Origin of the sequence: Roseococcus sp. SDR, from assembly GCF_019083995.1 — a bacterium.
GTDB lineage: Bacteria > Pseudomonadota > Alphaproteobacteria > Acetobacterales > Acetobacteraceae > Roseococcus.
In genome coordinates, this window is the sequence record NZ_JAHRCU010000009.1 from 117530 (window position 1) to 135485 (window position 17956).

Here is a 17956-nt window from a genome sequence, read left to right on the forward strand (position 1 = left end):
AAGCGCTCCGCCGGCCGCACGTGCGGCCGGATTCGGCATTGTCGCAACCCACATCCTTCGCGTGGCGCGCCTGGGGGCTTACTTCCCCGCGCCACTCCAGGTGATCGCCCCCGCCGTGCCGCAGGCGCCACAGAGCGGCTTCCATTCGGAATGCTCCGCCCCACAATGCCCGCAGCGCCAGACCGGTGGCACCGGGGCCATCGCCGCCTCGCGCAGCCAGCCTGCCTCGCGCTCGCGCGCCGCATCCGGCCCGTGCTCGGCCCGCTCGACCTCGCCCAGCAGGGCGTAGCAGCGCTGGTCCGCCTGCCCGGTCTCGCGCCAGAGGGTCAGCTCATGCCGCGCGCGCCCGGTCAGCCCAGCCTCGAAGGCGATGCGCGCGCGCAGCAGCCGGCTTTCCGGATGGGTGGGGGTGTGGCGCGTCAATTCCTCCACCAGCCGCACCCGGCGGATGCGGTCCGTGTCCAGGCTCAGCACCAGCTCCGCGATGCCCGGATGCGGTGCCGCATTCCAGCCGCGCTGCAGCACCCCCCGCGCCCGGCGCTGCTGCCCGGCATCCAGCAGCCGCGTCGCATGGGCGATGACGCCTGGCGCGAAGCCGGGCTCGGCCAGGAAGGCCTGGCGCTCCAGCTCGGCCGCACGGACCGGGTCACGCTCCTGCAGGGCGGCGGCGAGGCTGAGTGCGGCACGGGGCGCATCCGCGCCGGAGAGCGCCAGCGCCTCGCTCCAATCCTGCCGGCGCCGTGCCACCTCCGACCGCTCGGCGCGGAGCCAATCGGCCTCAGGCTCGACCGCCTGCGCCTCGGCCGCGATCTCGCGCGCCGCATCCCAGTCGCCCCGCGCTTCCGCCTGGCGCAACAGCCCGCGCAGGCCGAGGAAGCGCGCCTCGGGTTGGGCCGCGAGCGCCTGGAAGGCCTCGGCGGCGGCGGCCTCATCCCCCTCGGCGCGGGAGGCCTCGGCCGCCAGCAGCAGCAATTGCGGGCTGTCGCCCATCAGCCGCCGCGCCCGCGTCACCTCGATCCGCGCCGCCTCCGCCCGGCCCGCCGCCAGCGCCACCAGGGCGCGTGTCAGCGCCTGTTCGCCCTCGGCCCGGTGCGCCCGCTCCAGCCGCAACCGCCGCCGCAGGGGCCAGGCCAGCAGCCAGGACCAGAGCCGCAGCAGCGCGTGCAGCAGCAGGAAGGCCAAGGCCAGCAGGATCAGCGCGGCGGCCAGCGGCGCCCCGATCCAGAGGTCGCCATGCCGAATCTCGACGCTGCCGCCCAGCTCCATCAGCCAGATCACGCCGGCGAAGCCCGCCAGCAGCACCAGCAGCAGCTTGAGGACCAGCCGCATCAGCCGCCGGCCAGCGCCCTGAGCGCGAAGCGCGCCTGGGCCAGGGCCTGCGCCTCTTCCAGCCAGGCGCGCAGGCCCTGGCGCAGCGGCTCCGGCAGGCGCGAGAGATGGCCGAGCGCGCCCTCCACATCCCCCGCCTCCAGCGCGCGGCGGGCGCGTTCCACATTCACCTCGGTCGCATCGCCCCAGACCACCTCCTCGCCGCGGCGGATGGTGAGCAGGCTGTTCAGCCGGGGCAGCGTGCCCTCCTGCGCCACCGCCCGTGCCTGGCGCAAAGCCTCCTCGAAGCCGAGGCGCAGCGCAGGCTCCGTCGGCGGCGGAGTGGTGGCGAAGCGGGCCAGCGCCGGCGGCGCCGTCTGACCCAACCGCGCCAGCGCGGGCGCCAGCGGCTGCCCGGCATCGAGCAGCGCGCGCAGCGCATCAATGGCCGCCAGCCGCTCGGTCCGCGCCTCGGCCGCCGCGAGGCGCTGCAAGGCCTGCTCGACGGGCGCCAGCCGCTGCGCCGCCTGCGCCTCCATGGCCGCGACGCGCTGCGCGACCAGCGCCTCCAGCGCGGCGAGGCGCTGCAGCAGCCCGGTTTCCAGATTGGTCACGCGCTGGCCAAGGCTCGCCTCGCCCGCCAGACGCGCCTGATCGAGCTGCGCGACGCGCGCGCCCAGCGCCTGTTCCGCCGCCTCGCGCCGCGCGATGATACTGGCCTCGAGCGCGGCGAGGCGCTGATCGAGCCGCGCCGTCCCGGCCGCCTCCACCGCCGCCGTCGCCTGGGCGATGCGCTGCGTCAGCGCCGTCTCCAGCGCCGCGATGCGTTCCTGCAACGCCACTTGCCCGGCCGCGCGATCCGCTGCGACCTGCCGCTCCAGCGCGGCCAGCGCCACGGGGTCGCCCGCCGGGCGGTCGCTCAGCAGGCGGATGGTCGCCTCGGCTGCCGCCAGACGCGTCAGCGCGGCCTCCAGCGCCGCCGGCTCCACCACCGGGCGTGCCGCGAGCTGCGCGATCCGCGCCTCGGCCGCCGCCACGCGTTCATCCGTCCGCGCCGGCGGCGTGCGCCCGCTCAGCAGCCAGAGGATGGCCAGCACCAGCAGCAGCCCCGCGCCCAGCAGCGCCACCCAGGCGGGATCGAGCTTGCGGGTCATGGCAGCAGCTCCAAGAGATGGTCCTGGTCCGGCCGCGCCGCCACGCGAAGGCCCCGCCAGGAGACCCCTTCCAGCGCCGCCGCCACGCGCGGGCTGATCGCCAGCGCCTCGATGCCCTGGAGCGCCGAAGCCAATCCGCCGCCCGTGAGCAGCGCCACGCTACACGCCGCACTGCGGGGCGAGAAGAACATCGCGTGTGACACTTGGCCCGCCAGCAGCGCGGCCCTTGCCGCCTCCGGCAGGGTGGTCGCCTCGCGCGCCGCATAGACCACGCGGCGGATCACCCGGAAGCCGCGCGCCCGCAGCAGCGCCGTGAGGTCGAGCGAATAGCCCTCGCCCACCGCCAGCAGCAGCGGGCCGTCGGCGGGGCGCAGGGTCTCGGCGCAAAGTTCCGCCAGCGCCGCCGCATCACCGCCCGCAGCGCGCACATCGGCAAAGCCAGAAGCGCGCGCCGCCTCGGCCGTCGCCGTGCCCACCGCCAGCACGCGGATGGCCCAGGGGGTCAACGCACGCGCCGCCGCGCGGCTGGTCAGGAGCAGGGCCTGGGCGTGGGCGGGTGGCGCCAGCGGGCGTGGCGCCAGCAGCAGCGCCGGCGCCAGCACCGGCGTGAAGCCCAGCGCGCTCAGCCGCCTGGCGGTCTCGGCCGCGCCCGGTTCGGGCCGGGTGACGAGAACGCCGCCCTTCACGTCAGCCGAAGATGTCGGCCGGGCTATCCGCCCGCAATTCCTCACCCAGCGCGGCGCCAATCCGTGCCGCATCCTCGGCCGCGCCGCGCACCTCGCGCTTGAGCAGGAAGCTGCCATCCTCCCGCGCCACCAGGCCGGTCAGCTGCAGCGTCCCATCCGTCAGCAGCCGCGCATGCCCGCCGATCGGCGTCCGGCAGGAGCCGTCCAGCGCCGCCAGCAGCGCGCGCTCCGCCTTGGAGACGGCCGCCGCCTCGCGATCCTCGATGCCCGAGAGCAGCTCATGCAGCTCCACGTCATCCGCGCGGGTGGTGATGCCGACGATGCCCTGGCCGGCCGCCGGCACCATCACCTCGGGCGGCAGGACCACGCCGGCGCGATCCTCCAGCCCCAGGCGGCGCAGCCCGGCCAGCGCCAGCAGCGTCGCCGTCACTTCGCCACGGGCCACGCGGTCCAGCCGCGTCTGCACATTGCCGCGCAGGGTCACCACCTTCAGGTCCGGCCGCGCGGCCAGCAGCTGCGACTGCCGCCGCAGCGAGGAAGAGCCGACGACGGCGCCGCGCGGCAGGCAGGCATAGGGGTCGGAGGGGTCCGGCGTGCCGCAGCCCGGGCCCAGCACCAGCGCATCGCGCGCATCCTCCCGCCGCAGCGTGCAGGCGAGCACGATGCCGGGGGGCATCTCGGTCTCCAGATCCTTCAGCGAATGCACGGCGAAATCCACGCGCCGGTCCAGCAGCGCCTCATGGATTTCCTTGGCGAACAGGCCCTTGCCGCCGATCTCGGCGAGCCGCCGGTTCTGCACCAGGTCGCCCGTGGTGGCGATGGCGTGCTCCTCGAAGGCATTCACGCCGCGCAGCACCGGGCAGAAGCCGGTGATGATCTCGAGGAAATGCCGCGTCTGCCACAGCGCCAGCGGCGAGGCGCGCGTGCCCACGCGCAGCGGCAGCGCGCGCATGCGGGAATGCTTGGCCGGGTGCGAAGCCGGGCTCGGGGCGGACATGGCGGAAGACATCGGCGCGTCATATAGGGCGGGAGTGATGAACGAAACCCGCCCCGATGCATTGCCGGTCCTCGGAATCGAGAGCAGCTGCGACGAAACCGCCGCCGCCGTGCTGGATGGGACCGGACAAATCCTCGCCGAGGCGGTCTTCACCCAATCGGCCGAGCATGCGCGCTTCGGAGGGGTGGTGCCCGAGATCGCCGCCCGCGCCCATCTCCAGCGCCTGGAGGGCATGGTCCGCGGCGTGCTGGACCGGGCGGGCCTCACCCCGCGGGACCTCGGCGGCGTGGCCGCGACGGCCGGGCCCGGGCTGATCGGCGGCCTCATCGTCGGCGCCAGCCTGGGCAAGGGTTTGGCGATGGGGGCAGGCATCCCCTTCCTCGGCGTGAACCACCTGGAGGCGCATGCGCTGACGGCGCGGATGCCGGGCCTGTTCGAGACGCCGCCCGCCTATCCCTATCTGCTGATCCTCGTCTCCGGCGGGCATTGCCAATGCGTGGCGGTGGAAGGGCTGGGCCGCTACCGCCGCCTGGGCACCACGCTGGATGACGCGGTGGGCGAGGCCTTCGACAAGGCGGCCAAGCTGCTCGGCCTGCCCTGGCCCGGCGGCGCGCATCTGGAGCGGCTCGCCGCCGGCGGGGATGCCGGCGCCGTGCCCTTGCCGCGCCCGCTGCTGCGCCGCCCGGGCTGCGACTTCTCCTTCTCCGGCCTCAAGACCGCCGTGGCCCAGGCCGTGGGCAAGGGGCACCGGCGCGAGGACATCGCGGCCAGCTTCCAGGCCGCCGTCGCCGCCGTGCTGGCCGACCGTGCCCGCAATGCGGCCGCCATGCTGCCCGAGGCGACGGCGCTGGTCGTGGCGGGTGGCGTCGCCGCCAACCAGGCGGTGCGCGCGGCGCTGGCCGGGGCCACCCCCCTCCCCCTGCTCGCCCCCCCGCTGCGCCTCTGCGGCGACAATGCCGTGATGGTGGCCTGGGCCGGGCTGGAGCGCCTGCGCGCCGGCCAGCGCGACGCCATGGCCCTCGCCCCCCGGCCGCGCTGGCCACTCGGCGAATTGGCGCCGCCGGCATGAAATGGCGTTAAGCCCCGGCGCGCGACATTGACGCAGCCCCCGGCCGCGCTCAGGTTCCGGCGATGAGCGAAGCCACCCTCTCCGCCCGCCGCGACTATCAGATCTGCGCCCTGATCGGCACGGGCCACTTCCTCAGCCACTTCTACATGCTCTGCCTGCCGCCGATCTTCCTGCTCTGGCGCGCGGAGTTCGACGTCTCCTTCGCCATGCTCGGCGCCTCGCTCGCGCTGATGAGCGGCACCACGGCCCTGCTGCAGACGCCCGTGGGCTTCCTCGTGGACAAGTATGGCGCGCGGCGCTTCCTGGTGGGCGGCACGCTGCTCATGGCGCTCTCCATCAGCGCCATGGCCTTCGTCCAGGATTTCCGGCTGATCCTGGTGCTGGCCGTGCTGTCGGGCATCGGCAATTCCGTGATCCACCCGGCCGACTACGCCATCCTCGCCGGCTCCATCCGCAAGGAATTCGTGGGCCGCGCCTTCGCGCTGCACACCTTCACCGGCAATCTCGGCTTCGCGCTGGCACCCCCCACCATCGCGCTGCTGCTGCTGGTGATGGATTGGCGCGGCGCGCTGATGCTGGTGGGGCTGCTGGGCGTGCCCGTCGTCGGCCTCATCCTCTGGCAGTCGCGCATCCTGAGCGACCAGCCGAAGGCGCGCGGGCCCAAGAAGGAAGGCGGCGTGCGGCTGCTGACCAGCAAGCCCATCCTCGCCTTCTTCGCCTTCTTCCTGCTCTCGGCCATGGCGGGCTCGGGCATGACGGCCTTCCTCATCACCGTGCTGGGCAAGCTCTGGGGCACGCCCATCGCCGTCGCCTCGCTGGCGCTCACCGGCTACATGGCGGGTGCGACGGGCGGCACGCTGGTGGGCGGCTGGTGGGCCGACAAGAAGGGCGGGAACCTGCTGGGCTTCGTCACGGTGCTGACGCTCTGCGCCGCGGGCCTGATCCTCTCCCTCGGCTTCGTGCCCATCGCCGAATGGCTGCTGGCGCCCGTCGCCCTCGTCGCCGGTCTCTGCCTCGGCTCGTCCCGCACGCCGCGCGACGTGATGCTGAAGGAGGCCTGCCCGCCCGGTGAGATCGGCAAGGTCTTCGGCTTCGTCAGCGCCGGCCTGCCGCTGGGCTCCGCCCTCATGCCCGTGCCCATGGGGCTGCTGATCGATTTCGGCCTGACCTGGCTGGTGCTGCCCGTGGTGGCGAGCCTGCTCGTCCTCTCCCTGCTTTGCGCCGGCAGCGCGCGGGCCATGGCGGCGGCGCCCGGGCCGCGCGTGCAGCCCGCCGAATAGTGGCCGCGCTCGACGCCTGGCTCTACTGGATCGACCACGCCGCCATCGCGGTCTTCGCGATCTCGGGCGCGCTGGTCGCCTCGCGCAAGCAGATGGATGCGGTGGGCTTCATCCTCATCGCCATCGTCACCGGCTTCGGCGGCGGCACCCTGCGGGACCTGCTGCTGGGCCGCACGCCGGTCTTCTGGCTGAAAGCGCCGGAGCTGGTGGCCGTCGCCGTCGTCTCGGCCATCCTCGTCTTCTTCATGGCCCATCTGGTGCAGAACCGCTTCCGCGCCCTGCTCTGGGCCGATGCGGTGGGACTGTCCATCTATGCCGTGCTGGGCGCCGAGATCGCGCTGCTGGCCGGCGCGCATGCCTGGGCGGCGGTCATCCTCGGCGTGATCACCGCCACCTTCGGCGGCATCGCGCGGGACGTGATCTGCAACGAGATCCCGCTCATCCTCCGCCGCGAAATCTACGTCACGGCCGCCGCGGCCGGGGCCACGGTCTTCATCCTGCTGCGGCTGGACGGCGTCTGGCGCGAGCCCGCCTTCCTGGCCGGCGTGATGACCTGCTTCCTGATCCGCGCGGCCGCGCTGCGCTATGGCTGGAGCCTGCCGGGGTATCGCGCCCGCCCGGGCCGGGATTATCCTAATCCCGACACGTGAGGGGGAACGCCATGGAATATCGTGTGCTCGGCCGCAGCGGGATGCGCGTCAGCCGGCTCTGCCTCGGGACGATGATGTTCGGCGGCCCGACCGACGCCGCCACCAGCGCCCGCATGATCGCGACCGCCAAGGACGCCGGCTTCAACTTCCTCGATACGGCCGATGTCTATTCGCGTGGCGCCTCGGAGGAGGTGGTGGGCCAGGCGCTGGCCGGCACGCGCAACGATTGGGTCCTGGCCACCAAGCTCGGCAACCCGATGGGGCCGGGGCAGAACGAGAAGGGCCTCTCCCGCGCCTGGATGATCCGCGCCGTGGAAGGCAGCCTCAGGCGCCTCGGCACCGACCACATCGACATCCTCTATCTGCACCGCGAGGACCACGACACGCCGCTGGAGGTGACCGTGGCCGCGCTGGGTGACCTGATCCGCGCCGGCAAGATCCGTGGCTTCGGCCTGTCGAACTTCCGCGCCTGGCGCATCGCCGCCCTCTGCGAGGCTTGCGATCGGCTCGGCGTGGACCGGCCCATCGTGAACCAGCCCCTTTATCACGCGCTGAACCGCATGGCGGAGGTCGAGGTGCTGCCCGTCGCCGCGCATTACGGGATGGGCGTCTTCCCCTATAGCCCGCTCGCGCGCGGCGTGCTCACCGCGAAATACGACCCCGCCGCGCCGCCCGCGCCCGAAAGCCGCGCGGGCCGGGGCGACAAGCGCATGATGGAGGCGGAATGGCACCCGGCCTCCATCGCCACGGCGCAAAAGCTGGCGCAGCACGCGGCGGCGCGCGGCGTTGCGTCCGCGCATCTCGCCATCCAATGGGTGCTGCACAACCCGATCATCACCGGCGCCATCGTCGGCCCGCGCACCGAGGCGCAGCTCGCGGACTACATCGCGGCCCTCGGCTGCACCTACACGGCGGAGGATGAGGCGGTGATCAGCGGCCTCGTCACGCCGGGCCATGCCGCGACGCCGGGTTATAACGACCCGGCCTATCGCATCGAAGGCCGGCCCGCTTAGGTACCGAGGGCGAGAGGCGACGCCTCACCGCCGCGCTTGCCTCGCGAATGGGCAGGCGCTGATGCCGGACAGGGCAAGCCGCGCGGCGGCCGTCCACGACCGCGGCGCCGCGCGCGTTGACGCTCCCCGCCGCGCACCGCATCACACACCGCATCCCTCTCGCGGTATCCGGCCATGATCATTGACGCGCACACCCACACGCTCTGCCCCGGCGTGAACCCGATGGTGGCCGGGCGGCCCGAGCTCCGCGCCATTCCCTATAATCGCGACATGGAGCCGGAAAGCGCCGCGGTGGACCAGGCGCAATTCCCCGAGCTCTCACGCCGCTTCCTCGACATCGCCGCGCGCCGCGCGGACATGGCGCGCATGCGCGTGGACCATCAGGTCGTGATGCCGGCCCCCGGCCAGCAGCATTACTGGGCGGAGCCGGATCTGCTCATCGCCCTCTCCCGCGCGCAAAACGAACATGTGGCCGGGCTGGTCGCGGCCGGCGCCGGCGCCTTCACCGGCATCGGCACCTTGCCGATGACCGCACCCGACCGCGCGCCGGATGAAGCCGCGCGCGCGGTCGAGGAACTCGGCCTCAAGGGCTTTCAGATCGACACGCGCGCGGGCGCGATGGAGCTCTCCGACCCCGCGCTCGATCCGCTCTGGGCGCGGCTGGCGCGGCTCGGGGCGGCACTGGTGCTGCACCCGCTCGGCTTCTCGGATGGCGCGCGGCTTGGGCGCTTCTTCATGGTCAACACGGTGGGCAATCCGCTGGAGGAAGTGATCGCCGCCAATCACCTCACCCTCGGCGGCGTGCTGGACCGCCACCCGGAGCTGCGCGTGAAGATCGTGCATGGCGGCGGCTTCTATCCCTTCCTGGCCGGGCGGCTGGATCATGCGTGGCGGCGCCGGCCGGAGCTGCGGCGCCTCACGGCCGAGCCCCCCTCGGCCTATCTCTCGCGCCTCTGGTACGACACGGTGGTGTTCGATCCGCGCCTGCTGCGCATGCTGTTCGAGCTGGTGGGGCCCGGCCGCATCATGCTCGGCAGCGACTATCCCTTCGACATGGGCGAGGAGGATCCGCGCGCCACCCTGGCCGCGGCCGGCCTGCCCGCCGAGGAGGTGAGCGCCATCGAAAGCGGGACCGCGCGGCGCTTCTTCGGCATCTGACGCGCCTCCTGGCCCGCCGCTTGCTTCGTCACGCGCTCAGCCCGCCTTTCGGAGACCCCCATGCACCGCCGCCACCTGCTCGCCCTCTCCCTCGCCACGCCGCATGTGGCGCGCGCGCAAGCCGCCACGCTGCGCCTGATCGTGCCCTTCGCGCCGGGCGGCGCCTCGGACACCACGGCGCGCATCATCCAGCCAGGGCTGGCGGCGGCGCTGGGGCGCACCATCGTCATCGAGAACCGGGCCGGGGCCTCGGGCTCCATCGGCACGCGGCTCGTGGTGCAGGCGCCGCCGGATGGCTCCGTCATCGGCATTTCCAACACCTCGCCGCATGGCATCGTGCCGCTGGCCATGCAGCCGCCGCCCTATGACGGCGACCGCGACTTCACCCACATCGCCATGGTGGCCGACACGCCGACGGTGATGCTGCTGCCGGGCAACAGCGGCTTCCGCAGCTTCGCAGAATTGCGCGCCGCGGCGGCCGCGCGGCCGCAGGGGCTGACCTATGGCTCCTCGGGCGTGGGCGGCATGCAGCATCTCCAGGGGGAGATGATGGCGAAGCTGGTGGGCGGGCGCTGGGTGCATGTGCCCTATCGCGGGACGGGCCCCGGGCTGCAGGCGACAATCGCCGGCGAGGTGGACTGCTTCCTGACGCCGATGGCCGGCACCACCGGCGCGATCGAGGCCGGCCAGGTGCGCGCCATCGCCGTCTCGACGGCGCAGCCCTTCCCGGCGCTGCCCGGCGTGCCGACCTATGAGGCGCTGGGACTGCCTGCCCTGACCGTTTCCTCCTGGACCGGGATTTCCGGCCCGCGCGGCATGCCGCCGGCCATGGTGGCCGAGATGCACGCCGCGATGCAGCGCGTGCTGGCCGATCCCGATACGGAGCGGCGCCTGATCGCCGCCGGGCTCTATCCGCTGGGCCGCACCGTCTCCTCGGCCGAGTACCAGCAGGTGCACGCGGATTTCGCGCGCGTCTGGGGGCCGGTGGTGCGCGAGGCGCGAATCTCGCTGGAGTGATCCCAGGGCTGGAGTGATCCCAAGCGCACGAAGTTCCGACCTGCGGCCCGCAGGGCCGAGCATGCGAATGCGCGCCGCGGCACATGCCGCCGCGGAGGCGGCCCGCGTCACGCCGGAGGCGTGCGCTCGGCACGATGCGCCTGAGGGGCACGAAGGGGAAGCCTTCGTGCCGTTGGCATGATCTCGCGCGGGAGGGCGGCGCCCTCCCGCATTCCGCCTCAGCCGGCGGCGGCCTCTTCCGCCTCGATCGTCACCGCCGTGGCATGCACGACGGAGGCGATGCGGACCGCGGCCTGCACCTGCTCGCTGGTCAGGCCGGCATGCTTCACCACCTTCTCGTGGCTCTCCATGCACATGCCGCAGCCATTGATGGCGGAAACCGCGAGCGACCAGAGCTCGAAATCCGCCTTCTCCACGCCGGGCTTGGCCATGATGTTCATGCGCAGCTTGGCCGGCATGGAGGGGTAATCGCCGCCCACCAGGTGCGTGAAGCGGTAGTAGATGTTGTTCATCCCCATGATGGAGGCGGCACCCTTGGCCGCTGCCAGCGCCTCGGCGGAGAGTTGCGGGCCGAACTCGGCAAGGATGGCGCGCGTGACCGTCGCATTGCGGCTGGCCAGCGCCGAGACGATGAAGGTGCCCGCGCGCTGCTGCACGGTGAGCGAGGGCTCGGCCGCCAGCGAGCCGAGGTTCAGCTTCTGGTCCTTGGCGTATTCGGGGAGGGCATTGCGCAGGGCTTCCAGCGACATCACGCGGGCTCCATGAGAAAATGATCGGATGTGGGGAAAGAGAAGCCCCCCGCCGCAAAGCGGCCGGGGGGTCTAAGGGGGGCTGATTGCCCCCCTTTTCGCCGCGGAGCTAGGGTTGGTGTGGCGGCTAGCTACGCGGCGAACAAATGACTCAGGCGGCCTTGGAGAAGAGCTCCTGCGGGTTCAGGGCCTCTTCGCCCTTCGTCCAGTTGCAGGGGCAGAGCTCGTCCGTCTGCAGCGCGTCGAGGATGCGCAGCGTCTCCTGCGGGTTGCGGCCCACGTTCAGGCCGTTCACCGAGACATGCATGATCGTGCCCTCGGGATCGACGATGAAGGTCACGCGCAGCGGCACGCCCGCGGCCTTGTCGAGGACGCCCAGCGCCGTGCTCAGCTCACGCTTCACATCGGCCAGCATCGGGAAGGGCAGGTCCTTGATGTCGGCATTGTGGACGCGCCAGTTCAGGTGCACGAACTCGCTGTCGGTCGAGACGCCGTAGATCACCGCGTCACGGTCCGCGAACTCGGACTGCAGCTTGCCGAAGGCGGCGATCTCGGTCGGGCAGATGAAGGTGAAGTCCTTCGGCCAGAAGAACACGACCTTCCACTTGCCGGCGTCGCTCTGGTCGGTGACCTGGATGAAGGACTTGCCCGGCCCCTTCAGGCCCTCGGGGCCGCCCTGCACGGCGGTGAGGTCGAAGCTCGGGAACTTGTCGCCGACGGTCAGCATGGGGGTGTCTCCTGCGAAGCTGTGGGATACGCGCCGGTCATTCCGGCTGCGCCCTGAGATATTGCGTCGCAGCATCTCTTTGCCAATGAATAGTTTTGGAATTTTTGATCGAGTGCGCCGATCATGCCCCAGGCTTGGGCATGAGTTGCCCGGAACCGACCAAAATCGCGACACGCGCCGCCAGCGCCGGCCCGGCGGCGGCATCCAGGCCGAAGAGACGGACCAGGCCTTGGGCGATCTCCTCCTCATTCGCCCGGGGGTCCATCTCCAGCACCAGGCGCGCGCCGGCCAGGACCTCCTCGGCATGGATCATCGCCGGGCGGCGCAGATGGGCGGCCGCCGCCGAGCGGTCCCGCGCCACCACGGCGCCGCGTTCCTCCGGGAACCAGAAGCCGGCGGATTCGCTGAGGCCCTGCAGCAGCCGCGCCTCGTTCAGCGCGCCGGTGAAGGCCTTGGCATCGGGCGCAGCCGGGCCGAGCAGCAGGCGCAGGCGTTCCTGGATGGCCTCGCCATGCACCGGCGCCTCGGTGGCGACGATGGCGGCAATGAGGGCGGCCAACTCGGCCCGGTTGGCGGGCGGCTTGTCCAGTGTCGCTTCCACATAGGCGGGTGCGAGCCGTGCGACCGCGACGGGCGCGCTGGCTGCGGGCGCGGCCAGCCCCAAGGCCGGGCGCAGCTTCGCCGCCGCCGCTTCCGGCTGGTTCAGCCAGTCGAGCGACCAGCTCCGCGCCAGTGACCAGCCCATCCCCTCCAGCGCCATCTGCCGGCCGCGATCACGGTCCCGCGCGCAGCGCAGGCCGGACCAGTCGGCGCCATCCACCTCCACGCCGAGATCGAAGCCCTGCGCCCCGCGCGCCGCGACATCAAGGAAGAGGCCAGACAAGCCCAAGCGCGGCACCGCCTCCCGCCCCGATTGCGTGATGAGCCCGCCGATCAGCCCCGCGATGGCCGAGCCCTCGCGCGCGGCCACGCGCAGGCTGGCGCCGCCTGCCGCGAAATCGAGGAAGGTCTTGAGCGCGGCCACGCCGCGCCCCTTGGCGCGCTCCAGATCCACCTCCTCCGCGCCGATGCCCGAGAAGACGATGCAGCGTTTCTTCGCGCGCGTGATGAGCACGTTCAGCCGCCGCTCGCCGCCCTCGTTCGAGAGCGGGCCGAAGCGCATGGCGAGCTTCCCATCCGCGCCGCGCCCATAGCCCACGCTGATCATGATGCTGTCGCGCTCGTCGCCCTGCACATTCTCGAGGTTCTTCACGAAGAAGGGCTCGGCGGGATGCGCGGTGAAGAAGGCTTCCGTCTCCGGGCTTTCCCGCCTGAGCGCCTCCACGGCCTCGGCGATGGCGTCGCGCTGCGTGACGGAGAAGGCGGCGACCCCCAGTGTATCGCCCGGCGTCTCCCGCGCATGGCGGAGCACGGCCTCGGCCACGGCACGGGCCTCCTCGGCATTGGAACTGCCCTTGAAGCGCCCATCCACGCGCACGAGTGAGAGGCCCAGCGAAGGGCTGCGCGGGCGCGGCGAGGGCAGCACCAGCAGCCGGTTGCCGTAGAACTCGGCATTGCTGGTGGCGATCAGGCTTTCGTGCCGGCTGCGGTAGTGCCAGCGCAGCATGGCGTTCGGAATGCCGCGCGCATTGGCGAGGCCGAGGATGCTCTCCACATCGCGCGCCGCCAGCGCGGCGTCCTCATCGGCCGGCGCGTCATCGTCATCCTCCGTCATGCGCTGGAAGAAGCGTGTGGGCGGCATCTGCTTGTCGTCACCGACCACGACGATCTGCTTCGCCCGCGCGATGGCGCCCAGCGCATCCACCGGCTCGATCTGGCTCGCCTCGTCCATCACCAGCAGGTCGAAGATGGGAAAGCCCGGCTGCGTCGCGTGATGCGGATTGGCGAGGAATTGCGCGACGCTCAGCGGGCTGAGCATGAGGATGGGCTTGGCCTTGCGCAGCAGCGGTGCGGCGCGCGAAAGCAGCGTGCGCAGCGGCGCATGCCCGCGCTTGCGCTCGAATTCGCCGCGCAGGAAGGCGAGGCTCGATGCTTCCTCGCCATTGCGCAGCGCCTCGACGCGCGCGGCGTGGATGGCGGCGGCTTCGGCACGGGCGAGGCGCACGCGCGCCGCATCCGCCGCGCGGAAATCCATCACCCAACGGTCCGCCTCCGCGCCGTCGAAGGCCGCGAGCGCGGGATGCTCGCGCATGGCCACGCGCAGCAGCGCCTCCAGGATCGCGAAGTCCAGCGCAGCCTCGGCCGCATCCGGCGCCAGCGCGCCGGAGGACAGCGCCTCGGCCAGGGGCGCCAGGCTCGGCTCCATCGCCTCGGCCCGCGCCCAGGATTGCCAGGGGGCGAGCGCCTCCGGCTCGGCGGCCATGGCGGCGAGGCGCTCGGCGGTGGCGGCGAAGCTCGCCTCGGGGGCAAGCCCCGTCGCCTCGCGGATCGCCGCCCAGGCCGTGAGCGCCGCGCGCTGCGCCTCGCTCACCGGCGGCGCGGTGAGGGCAGCGGCGTGTCGCGCCATCCAGGCCAGGTCGCGCTCCAGCGTGGCGGCATCCGGCCCCGCGCCGAGCCGCGCCTTCGCCACCTGCGCCGCCAGCAGCGCATCCAGCGCGGCCATATCCTCCGGGTCGCGCAGCGCGGCCGCGAGCGTCGCCTTGGCGGCCCGCCGCCCGCCATCGAGGAAGCCCAGCATGCCGGCGGGCTTCGCCAGCGTATCGCGCGCTGCTGCGAGCCCAGGCACCTCCAGCGCGCCCGGCAGCCAGCGCGGCTCGGCCGCCGCGACAAGGCGCAGATCCGCGAGCCGCGCCTCGGCCGCCGGCACCTCCTCCGGCCGCATCGGCGCCTCCGCGCGCAGGGCTTCCGCCGCCAGCGCCGCTTCGGCCTCCGCAACACCACCGGGTGCCGCCGCCAAAGCGCGGATGGCGCGCGGCAGATCCGCCAGCAGCCGCTGCGCCGCGATGGCATCGAGCGGCGCCGTCACGCCACGCCAGGGGCTTTTCGCCCCCGCCACGCTGGCCGCGAGATTGCGTGCCGCCTCGCGCAGCCCACGCAGCCGCGCCGCATCCCACCCCGTGGGGTCCAGCCGGAAGGGCGGCGGCGCCGCACCCGAGGCGCGCAGCGCGGCGAGCCGCCCCACCACCTCCTGCACCGTCACCCCGGTCTCGCCCACCGTGTCGCGCATCGCGGCCGCGTGGCGGTTCAGTCGGCCGCGCAATTCGCCCAGCTTCTGCACCGCCGCCTCGCGCTGCGGCGGCACGGGCGGCGGCAGCGCCAGCGTGGCGCGCAGCTCATCCAGCACGGCGCGCTTGGATTGCTTCTCGCTGTGCAGCTCCAGCACGGCGGCACCCAGGCCGAACTGCTCCAGCCGCCGCTTCACCACTTCCAGCGCCGCGGCCTTCTCCGCCACGAAGATCACGCTGCGCCCATCCATCACCGCCTGGGCCAGGATGTTCACGATGGTCTGGCTCTTGCCCGTCCCTGGCGGCCCCTGGATCACGAGCGAATGGCCGCGCCGCACCGCCTCGGCCGCCAGCGCCTGGCTGCCATCCACCTCCACCACGTGATCGAGCTTCTCGACCGGGATCGCGGCATCCACATCCGCGTCATCGGCGAAGGGCGGCGGCTCGGCCACCGCCTGCGCGCCACCCAACAGCCGCAGCAGGGGCGCATGCGTCAGCAGCCCGGGATGCGCGACAGGATCGAGGTCCCGCCACATCAGGAATTTCGCGAAAGCAAAGATGCCGAGCGCCAGCGCATCCGGCTCGACTCGCCAGCCCTCGCGCCCCGCGCCGATCGCGGCCTGCATCCGCGCCGCCCAATCCGCCGGCGCCTCCCCCGTGAAATCCGGCAGCGTCACGCGGAAATCGCTGGCGAGCTTCTCCCGCAGCGAGAGGTTCTCCACCACATCCTCGGGGCTCGCGCGCAGGCGAAAGCGGTTGCTGACACCGTCGCGCTCCAGCGTGGCCGGGATCAGCGCCAAGGGCGCCATGCGCTCGGTGCCCGGCGTTCCCGGATCGCGCCAGATCAGCGCGCCCACCGCCAGGAAGAGGCTCGGCACGCCGCTTTCCTCGCGCGCGCTGCGCGCATCGGCCATCACGTCGCGCAGGCGGCGCGTCAGCTCCTCGGGGGCCATCGCCACGCGCAGCATCGTGTCGCGCTGCCATTCCTCGCGCGTCGCCGTGCCGCTGGCGGTCGTGACTCCCTCGGCCCGCTTGCGGCCCTTCGCCTCGCCCGCCACGGCCGCCTCGAAGCCGAAGCCCTTGCCGGCGGCCAGCTGCTGCACGACGAAGCCCGCATCCTCGTCGGCGATGCGGATCACCCCGCGGGAGCGCCCCTGCGCCGGCAGGCTCAGCAGGCGGTTGCGCGTGGAAAGGTCGATCAGCGCGCGCCGCGCTTCCTCCAGCTGTTGCGCGATGCTCATCCCAGCGCCGTCCTCAGGCGGTTCTCCTCGAAATCCAGCTCCTGGGCGAGCTTGCTCAGCAACTCCTCGCTCAGCCTGTCCGCCCGCTGCAAGGCCAGGATCTCGGCCCGCGCGGCCGCGATCGCCTCGAGCCGCACCGCGCGCCGCGCGGCACGCTCCGCCGCCGCCGCGCCGCCACCCTTCACCACGCGCTGCAGATGCGCGGCGCGGTCCGAATGCTCGCCCAGCAGATCGCTCGCGATCGGGCCATAGAGCACATCCGTCGCGCGCTTGCGGATGGCGCCCAGCATGGCCTCCGCCGCCGCGTGGCGCGCATGCGCTTCCTCCGGATCGATCCCGTGCGGATGCGGCGGCTGCACCAGGTTCAGCCGCTTGATCAGCCATTCCAGCGTCGTCCCCTGCACCACCAGCGTGGCCAGGATGGCGCAGAAGGCCAGGAAGATGATGAGGTCGCGCTCCGGAAAGTTCAGCGGCAGGGCGATGGCGGCGGCCAGCGAGACCACGCCGCGCATGCCCGCCCAGGAGAGGATGACCATGTGCGAGACGGGCGGCAGGGGGTCGCGCCGCGCCAGGCTGCGGATCTGCCGCGGCAGCCAGACCGCGGGAAACACCCAGAGGAAGCGCGAGACAATCAGCGCCAGCGAGGTGGCCAGCGCCAGGCCCGTGAGTTCCAGCACGCCGCGGTCGCCGAGGCGGGCGAGGATGTCGTTCAGTTGCAGCCCGATCACGATGAAGATGATCGAGGTCAGCACGAATTCCACGAATTCCCAGACCGCGCGTGCCTCCAGCCGCGTGCGGGCGGAAAACACCCGATGCTGCGCGCGGCCGAGCAGGATGCCCGCCGTCACCACCGCCATCACGCCCGAGAGATGCAGCGCCTCCGCCGCCAGATAGGCGGCATAGCAGGCCAGGAAGGAGAGCGCGGTCTCCAGCAGCGTGTCATGCAGCCGCCCGATGACCCAGAGCGCAACCCAGCCCACCGCCCAGCCCATGGCGATGCCGCCCAGGCCGAGCAGGAAGAAGCTGCCCACCGCCTCATGCGGCACGAAGGTCCCGGCCGCCATGGCCGCGATGGCGAAGCGGTAGATCACCAGCGCCGAGGCGTCGTTCACCAGGCTCTCGCCCTCCAGCACGGTCACGATGCGGCGCGGCAGGTTGAGGCGCTGCAGCACCGCCGCCGCCGCCACCGCATCGGGCGGGGCCAGGATGGCGCCGAGCGCGATGGCCGCGGCCCAGGGCATGTCGGGCACCAGCAGCCGCGCGATCCAGCCGATGAAGAAGGCGGTGAAGAGAACACAGCCCACCGCCAGCAGCAGGATGGGGCGGATATTGCGCCGGAAGGCGTTCCAGTCGGTTTTGAAGGCGCTGGCCTGCAGCAGCGGCGGCAGGAAGAAGGCGAGCGCCAATTCGGGGTCGAGCGTGATGTCGGGCAGGCCAGGGATGAAGGCCATGACCGACCCCGCCAGGATCAGCACCACGGCATAGGGCAGCCCCGCGAAGCGGGCCAGCACCGCCAGCGCGACGCAGGCCCCCATGAGCAGGAGGACAGCCTCGACGAGATGCATCAGCGCCGCTTGATGAGGGCGGCGGCGATGACGCAGGCGGCGATGATCGCCACCGTCATCATCCCCTGCACCACGGTGTAGTTCGGCGCATCCGGCGCCACGAACCAGGCGGCGACCGCGCCGCCCGCCAACATCGCCATCCGCAAGAGCCAGGCCATCAGGGCACCTCCGGCCCCAG

The 17956-nt window shown here is 72.6% G+C and carries 15 protein-coding genes; 6 read left to right on the plus strand and 9 right to left on the minus strand.

The features are described 5' to 3' along the window. Positions 1-78 precede the first annotated feature (78 nt). Genes KTR66_RS12200 through hemC form a run of 4 tightly spaced genes read right to left on the minus strand, consistent with a single transcriptional unit; the run spans position 79 to position 4145 of the window. Positions 79-1329 (minus strand): heme biosynthesis HemY N-terminal domain-containing protein, encoded by a 1251-nt coding sequence (locus tag KTR66_RS12200; RefSeq protein ID WP_213612876.1) that lies wholly within the window; start codon positions 1327-1329, stop codon positions 79-81. Continuing rightward, entirely contained in the window at positions 1329-2462 is a 1134-nt protein-coding gene (locus tag KTR66_RS12205) for a hypothetical protein (protein WP_213612877.1), read from the minus strand. Before KTR66_RS12205 ends, KTR66_RS12200 begins: the two co-directional genes overlap by 1 nt. After that, positions 2459-3148, minus strand: coding sequence for a uroporphyrinogen-III synthase (locus KTR66_RS12210; RefSeq protein ID WP_371819111.1), 690 nt, complete (start codon positions 3146-3148; stop codon positions 2459-2461). Before KTR66_RS12210 ends, KTR66_RS12205 begins: the two co-directional genes overlap by 4 nt. Before the next feature lies 1 nt (position 3149). Continuing rightward, positions 3150-4145 (minus strand): hydroxymethylbilane synthase, encoded by a 996-nt coding sequence (gene hemC, locus KTR66_RS12215; RefSeq protein ID WP_371819115.1) that lies wholly within the window; start codon positions 4143-4145, stop codon positions 3150-3152. 37 nt (positions 4146-4182) lie between these two features. Between hemC and tsaD the strand changes: the two genes are divergently transcribed. From tsaD to KTR66_RS12245, 6 genes are all read left to right on the plus strand, one after another. Beyond that, the gene (gene tsaD / locus KTR66_RS12220) at positions 4183-5214 is read left to right on the plus strand and encodes a tRNA (adenosine(37)-N6)-threonylcarbamoyltransferase complex transferase subunit TsaD (protein WP_213612880.1); all 1032 of its coding nucleotides are present in this window, start codon (positions 4183-4185) and stop codon (positions 5212-5214) included. A 62-nt stretch (positions 5215-5276) separates the two neighbouring features. Then, positions 5277-6494 carry an MFS transporter gene (locus KTR66_RS12225; RefSeq protein WP_213612881.1) on the plus strand — a complete coding sequence of 406 codons (1218 nt, stop codon included), beginning with the start codon at positions 5277-5279 and terminating at the stop codon, positions 6492-6494. Then, positions 6494-7144, plus strand: a complete 651-nt coding sequence (locus tag KTR66_RS12230) for a trimeric intracellular cation channel family protein (RefSeq protein ID WP_371819112.1) — start codon at positions 6494-6496, stop codon at positions 7142-7144. The genes KTR66_RS12225 and KTR66_RS12230 overlap by 1 nt, the downstream gene beginning before the upstream one ends. Before the next feature lie 11 nt (positions 7145-7155). After that, positions 7156-8157 carry an aldo/keto reductase gene (locus tag KTR66_RS12235; RefSeq protein WP_213612882.1) on the plus strand — a complete coding sequence of 334 codons (1002 nt, stop codon included), beginning with the start codon at positions 7156-7158 and terminating at the stop codon, positions 8155-8157. Positions 8158-8331: 174 nt separating this feature from the next. Next, positions 8332-9315, plus strand: a complete 984-nt coding sequence (locus KTR66_RS12240; protein WP_213612883.1) for an amidohydrolase family protein — start codon at positions 8332-8334, stop codon at positions 9313-9315. 60 nt (positions 9316-9375) lie between these two features. Then, complete coding sequence (locus KTR66_RS12245; RefSeq protein ID WP_213612884.1) at positions 9376-10332, plus strand: tripartite tricarboxylate transporter substrate binding protein; 957 nt, start codon at positions 9376-9378, stop codon at positions 10330-10332. Positions 10333-10550: 218 nt separating this feature from the next. Here the strand turns inward: KTR66_RS12245 and KTR66_RS12250 are convergent, their stop codons facing one another. From KTR66_RS12250 to KTR66_RS12270, 5 genes are all read right to left on the minus strand, one after another. After that, positions 10551-11081 (minus strand): carboxymuconolactone decarboxylase family protein, encoded by a 531-nt coding sequence (locus KTR66_RS12250; protein ID WP_213612885.1) that lies wholly within the window; start codon positions 11079-11081, stop codon positions 10551-10553. 151 nt (positions 11082-11232) lie between these two features. Continuing rightward, complete coding sequence (locus tag KTR66_RS12255) at positions 11233-11808, minus strand: peroxiredoxin (RefSeq protein WP_213612886.1); 576 nt, start codon at positions 11806-11808, stop codon at positions 11233-11235. Between the two features lie 121 nt (positions 11809-11929). Next, positions 11930-16213, minus strand: coding sequence for a DUF4011 domain-containing protein (locus KTR66_RS12260; RefSeq protein WP_213612887.1), 4284 nt, complete (start codon positions 16211-16213; stop codon positions 11930-11932). After that, positions 16210-17778 carry a Na+/H+ antiporter gene (locus KTR66_RS12265; RefSeq protein WP_213612888.1) on the minus strand — a complete coding sequence of 523 codons (1569 nt, stop codon included), beginning with the start codon at positions 17776-17778 and terminating at the stop codon, positions 16210-16212. Before KTR66_RS12265 ends, KTR66_RS12260 begins: the two co-directional genes overlap by 4 nt. Continuing rightward, entirely contained in the window at positions 17778-17936 is a 159-nt protein-coding gene (locus tag KTR66_RS12270) for a hypothetical protein (RefSeq protein WP_213612889.1), read from the minus strand. Before KTR66_RS12270 ends, KTR66_RS12265 begins: the two co-directional genes overlap by 1 nt. Positions 17937-17956 lie beyond the last annotated feature (20 nt).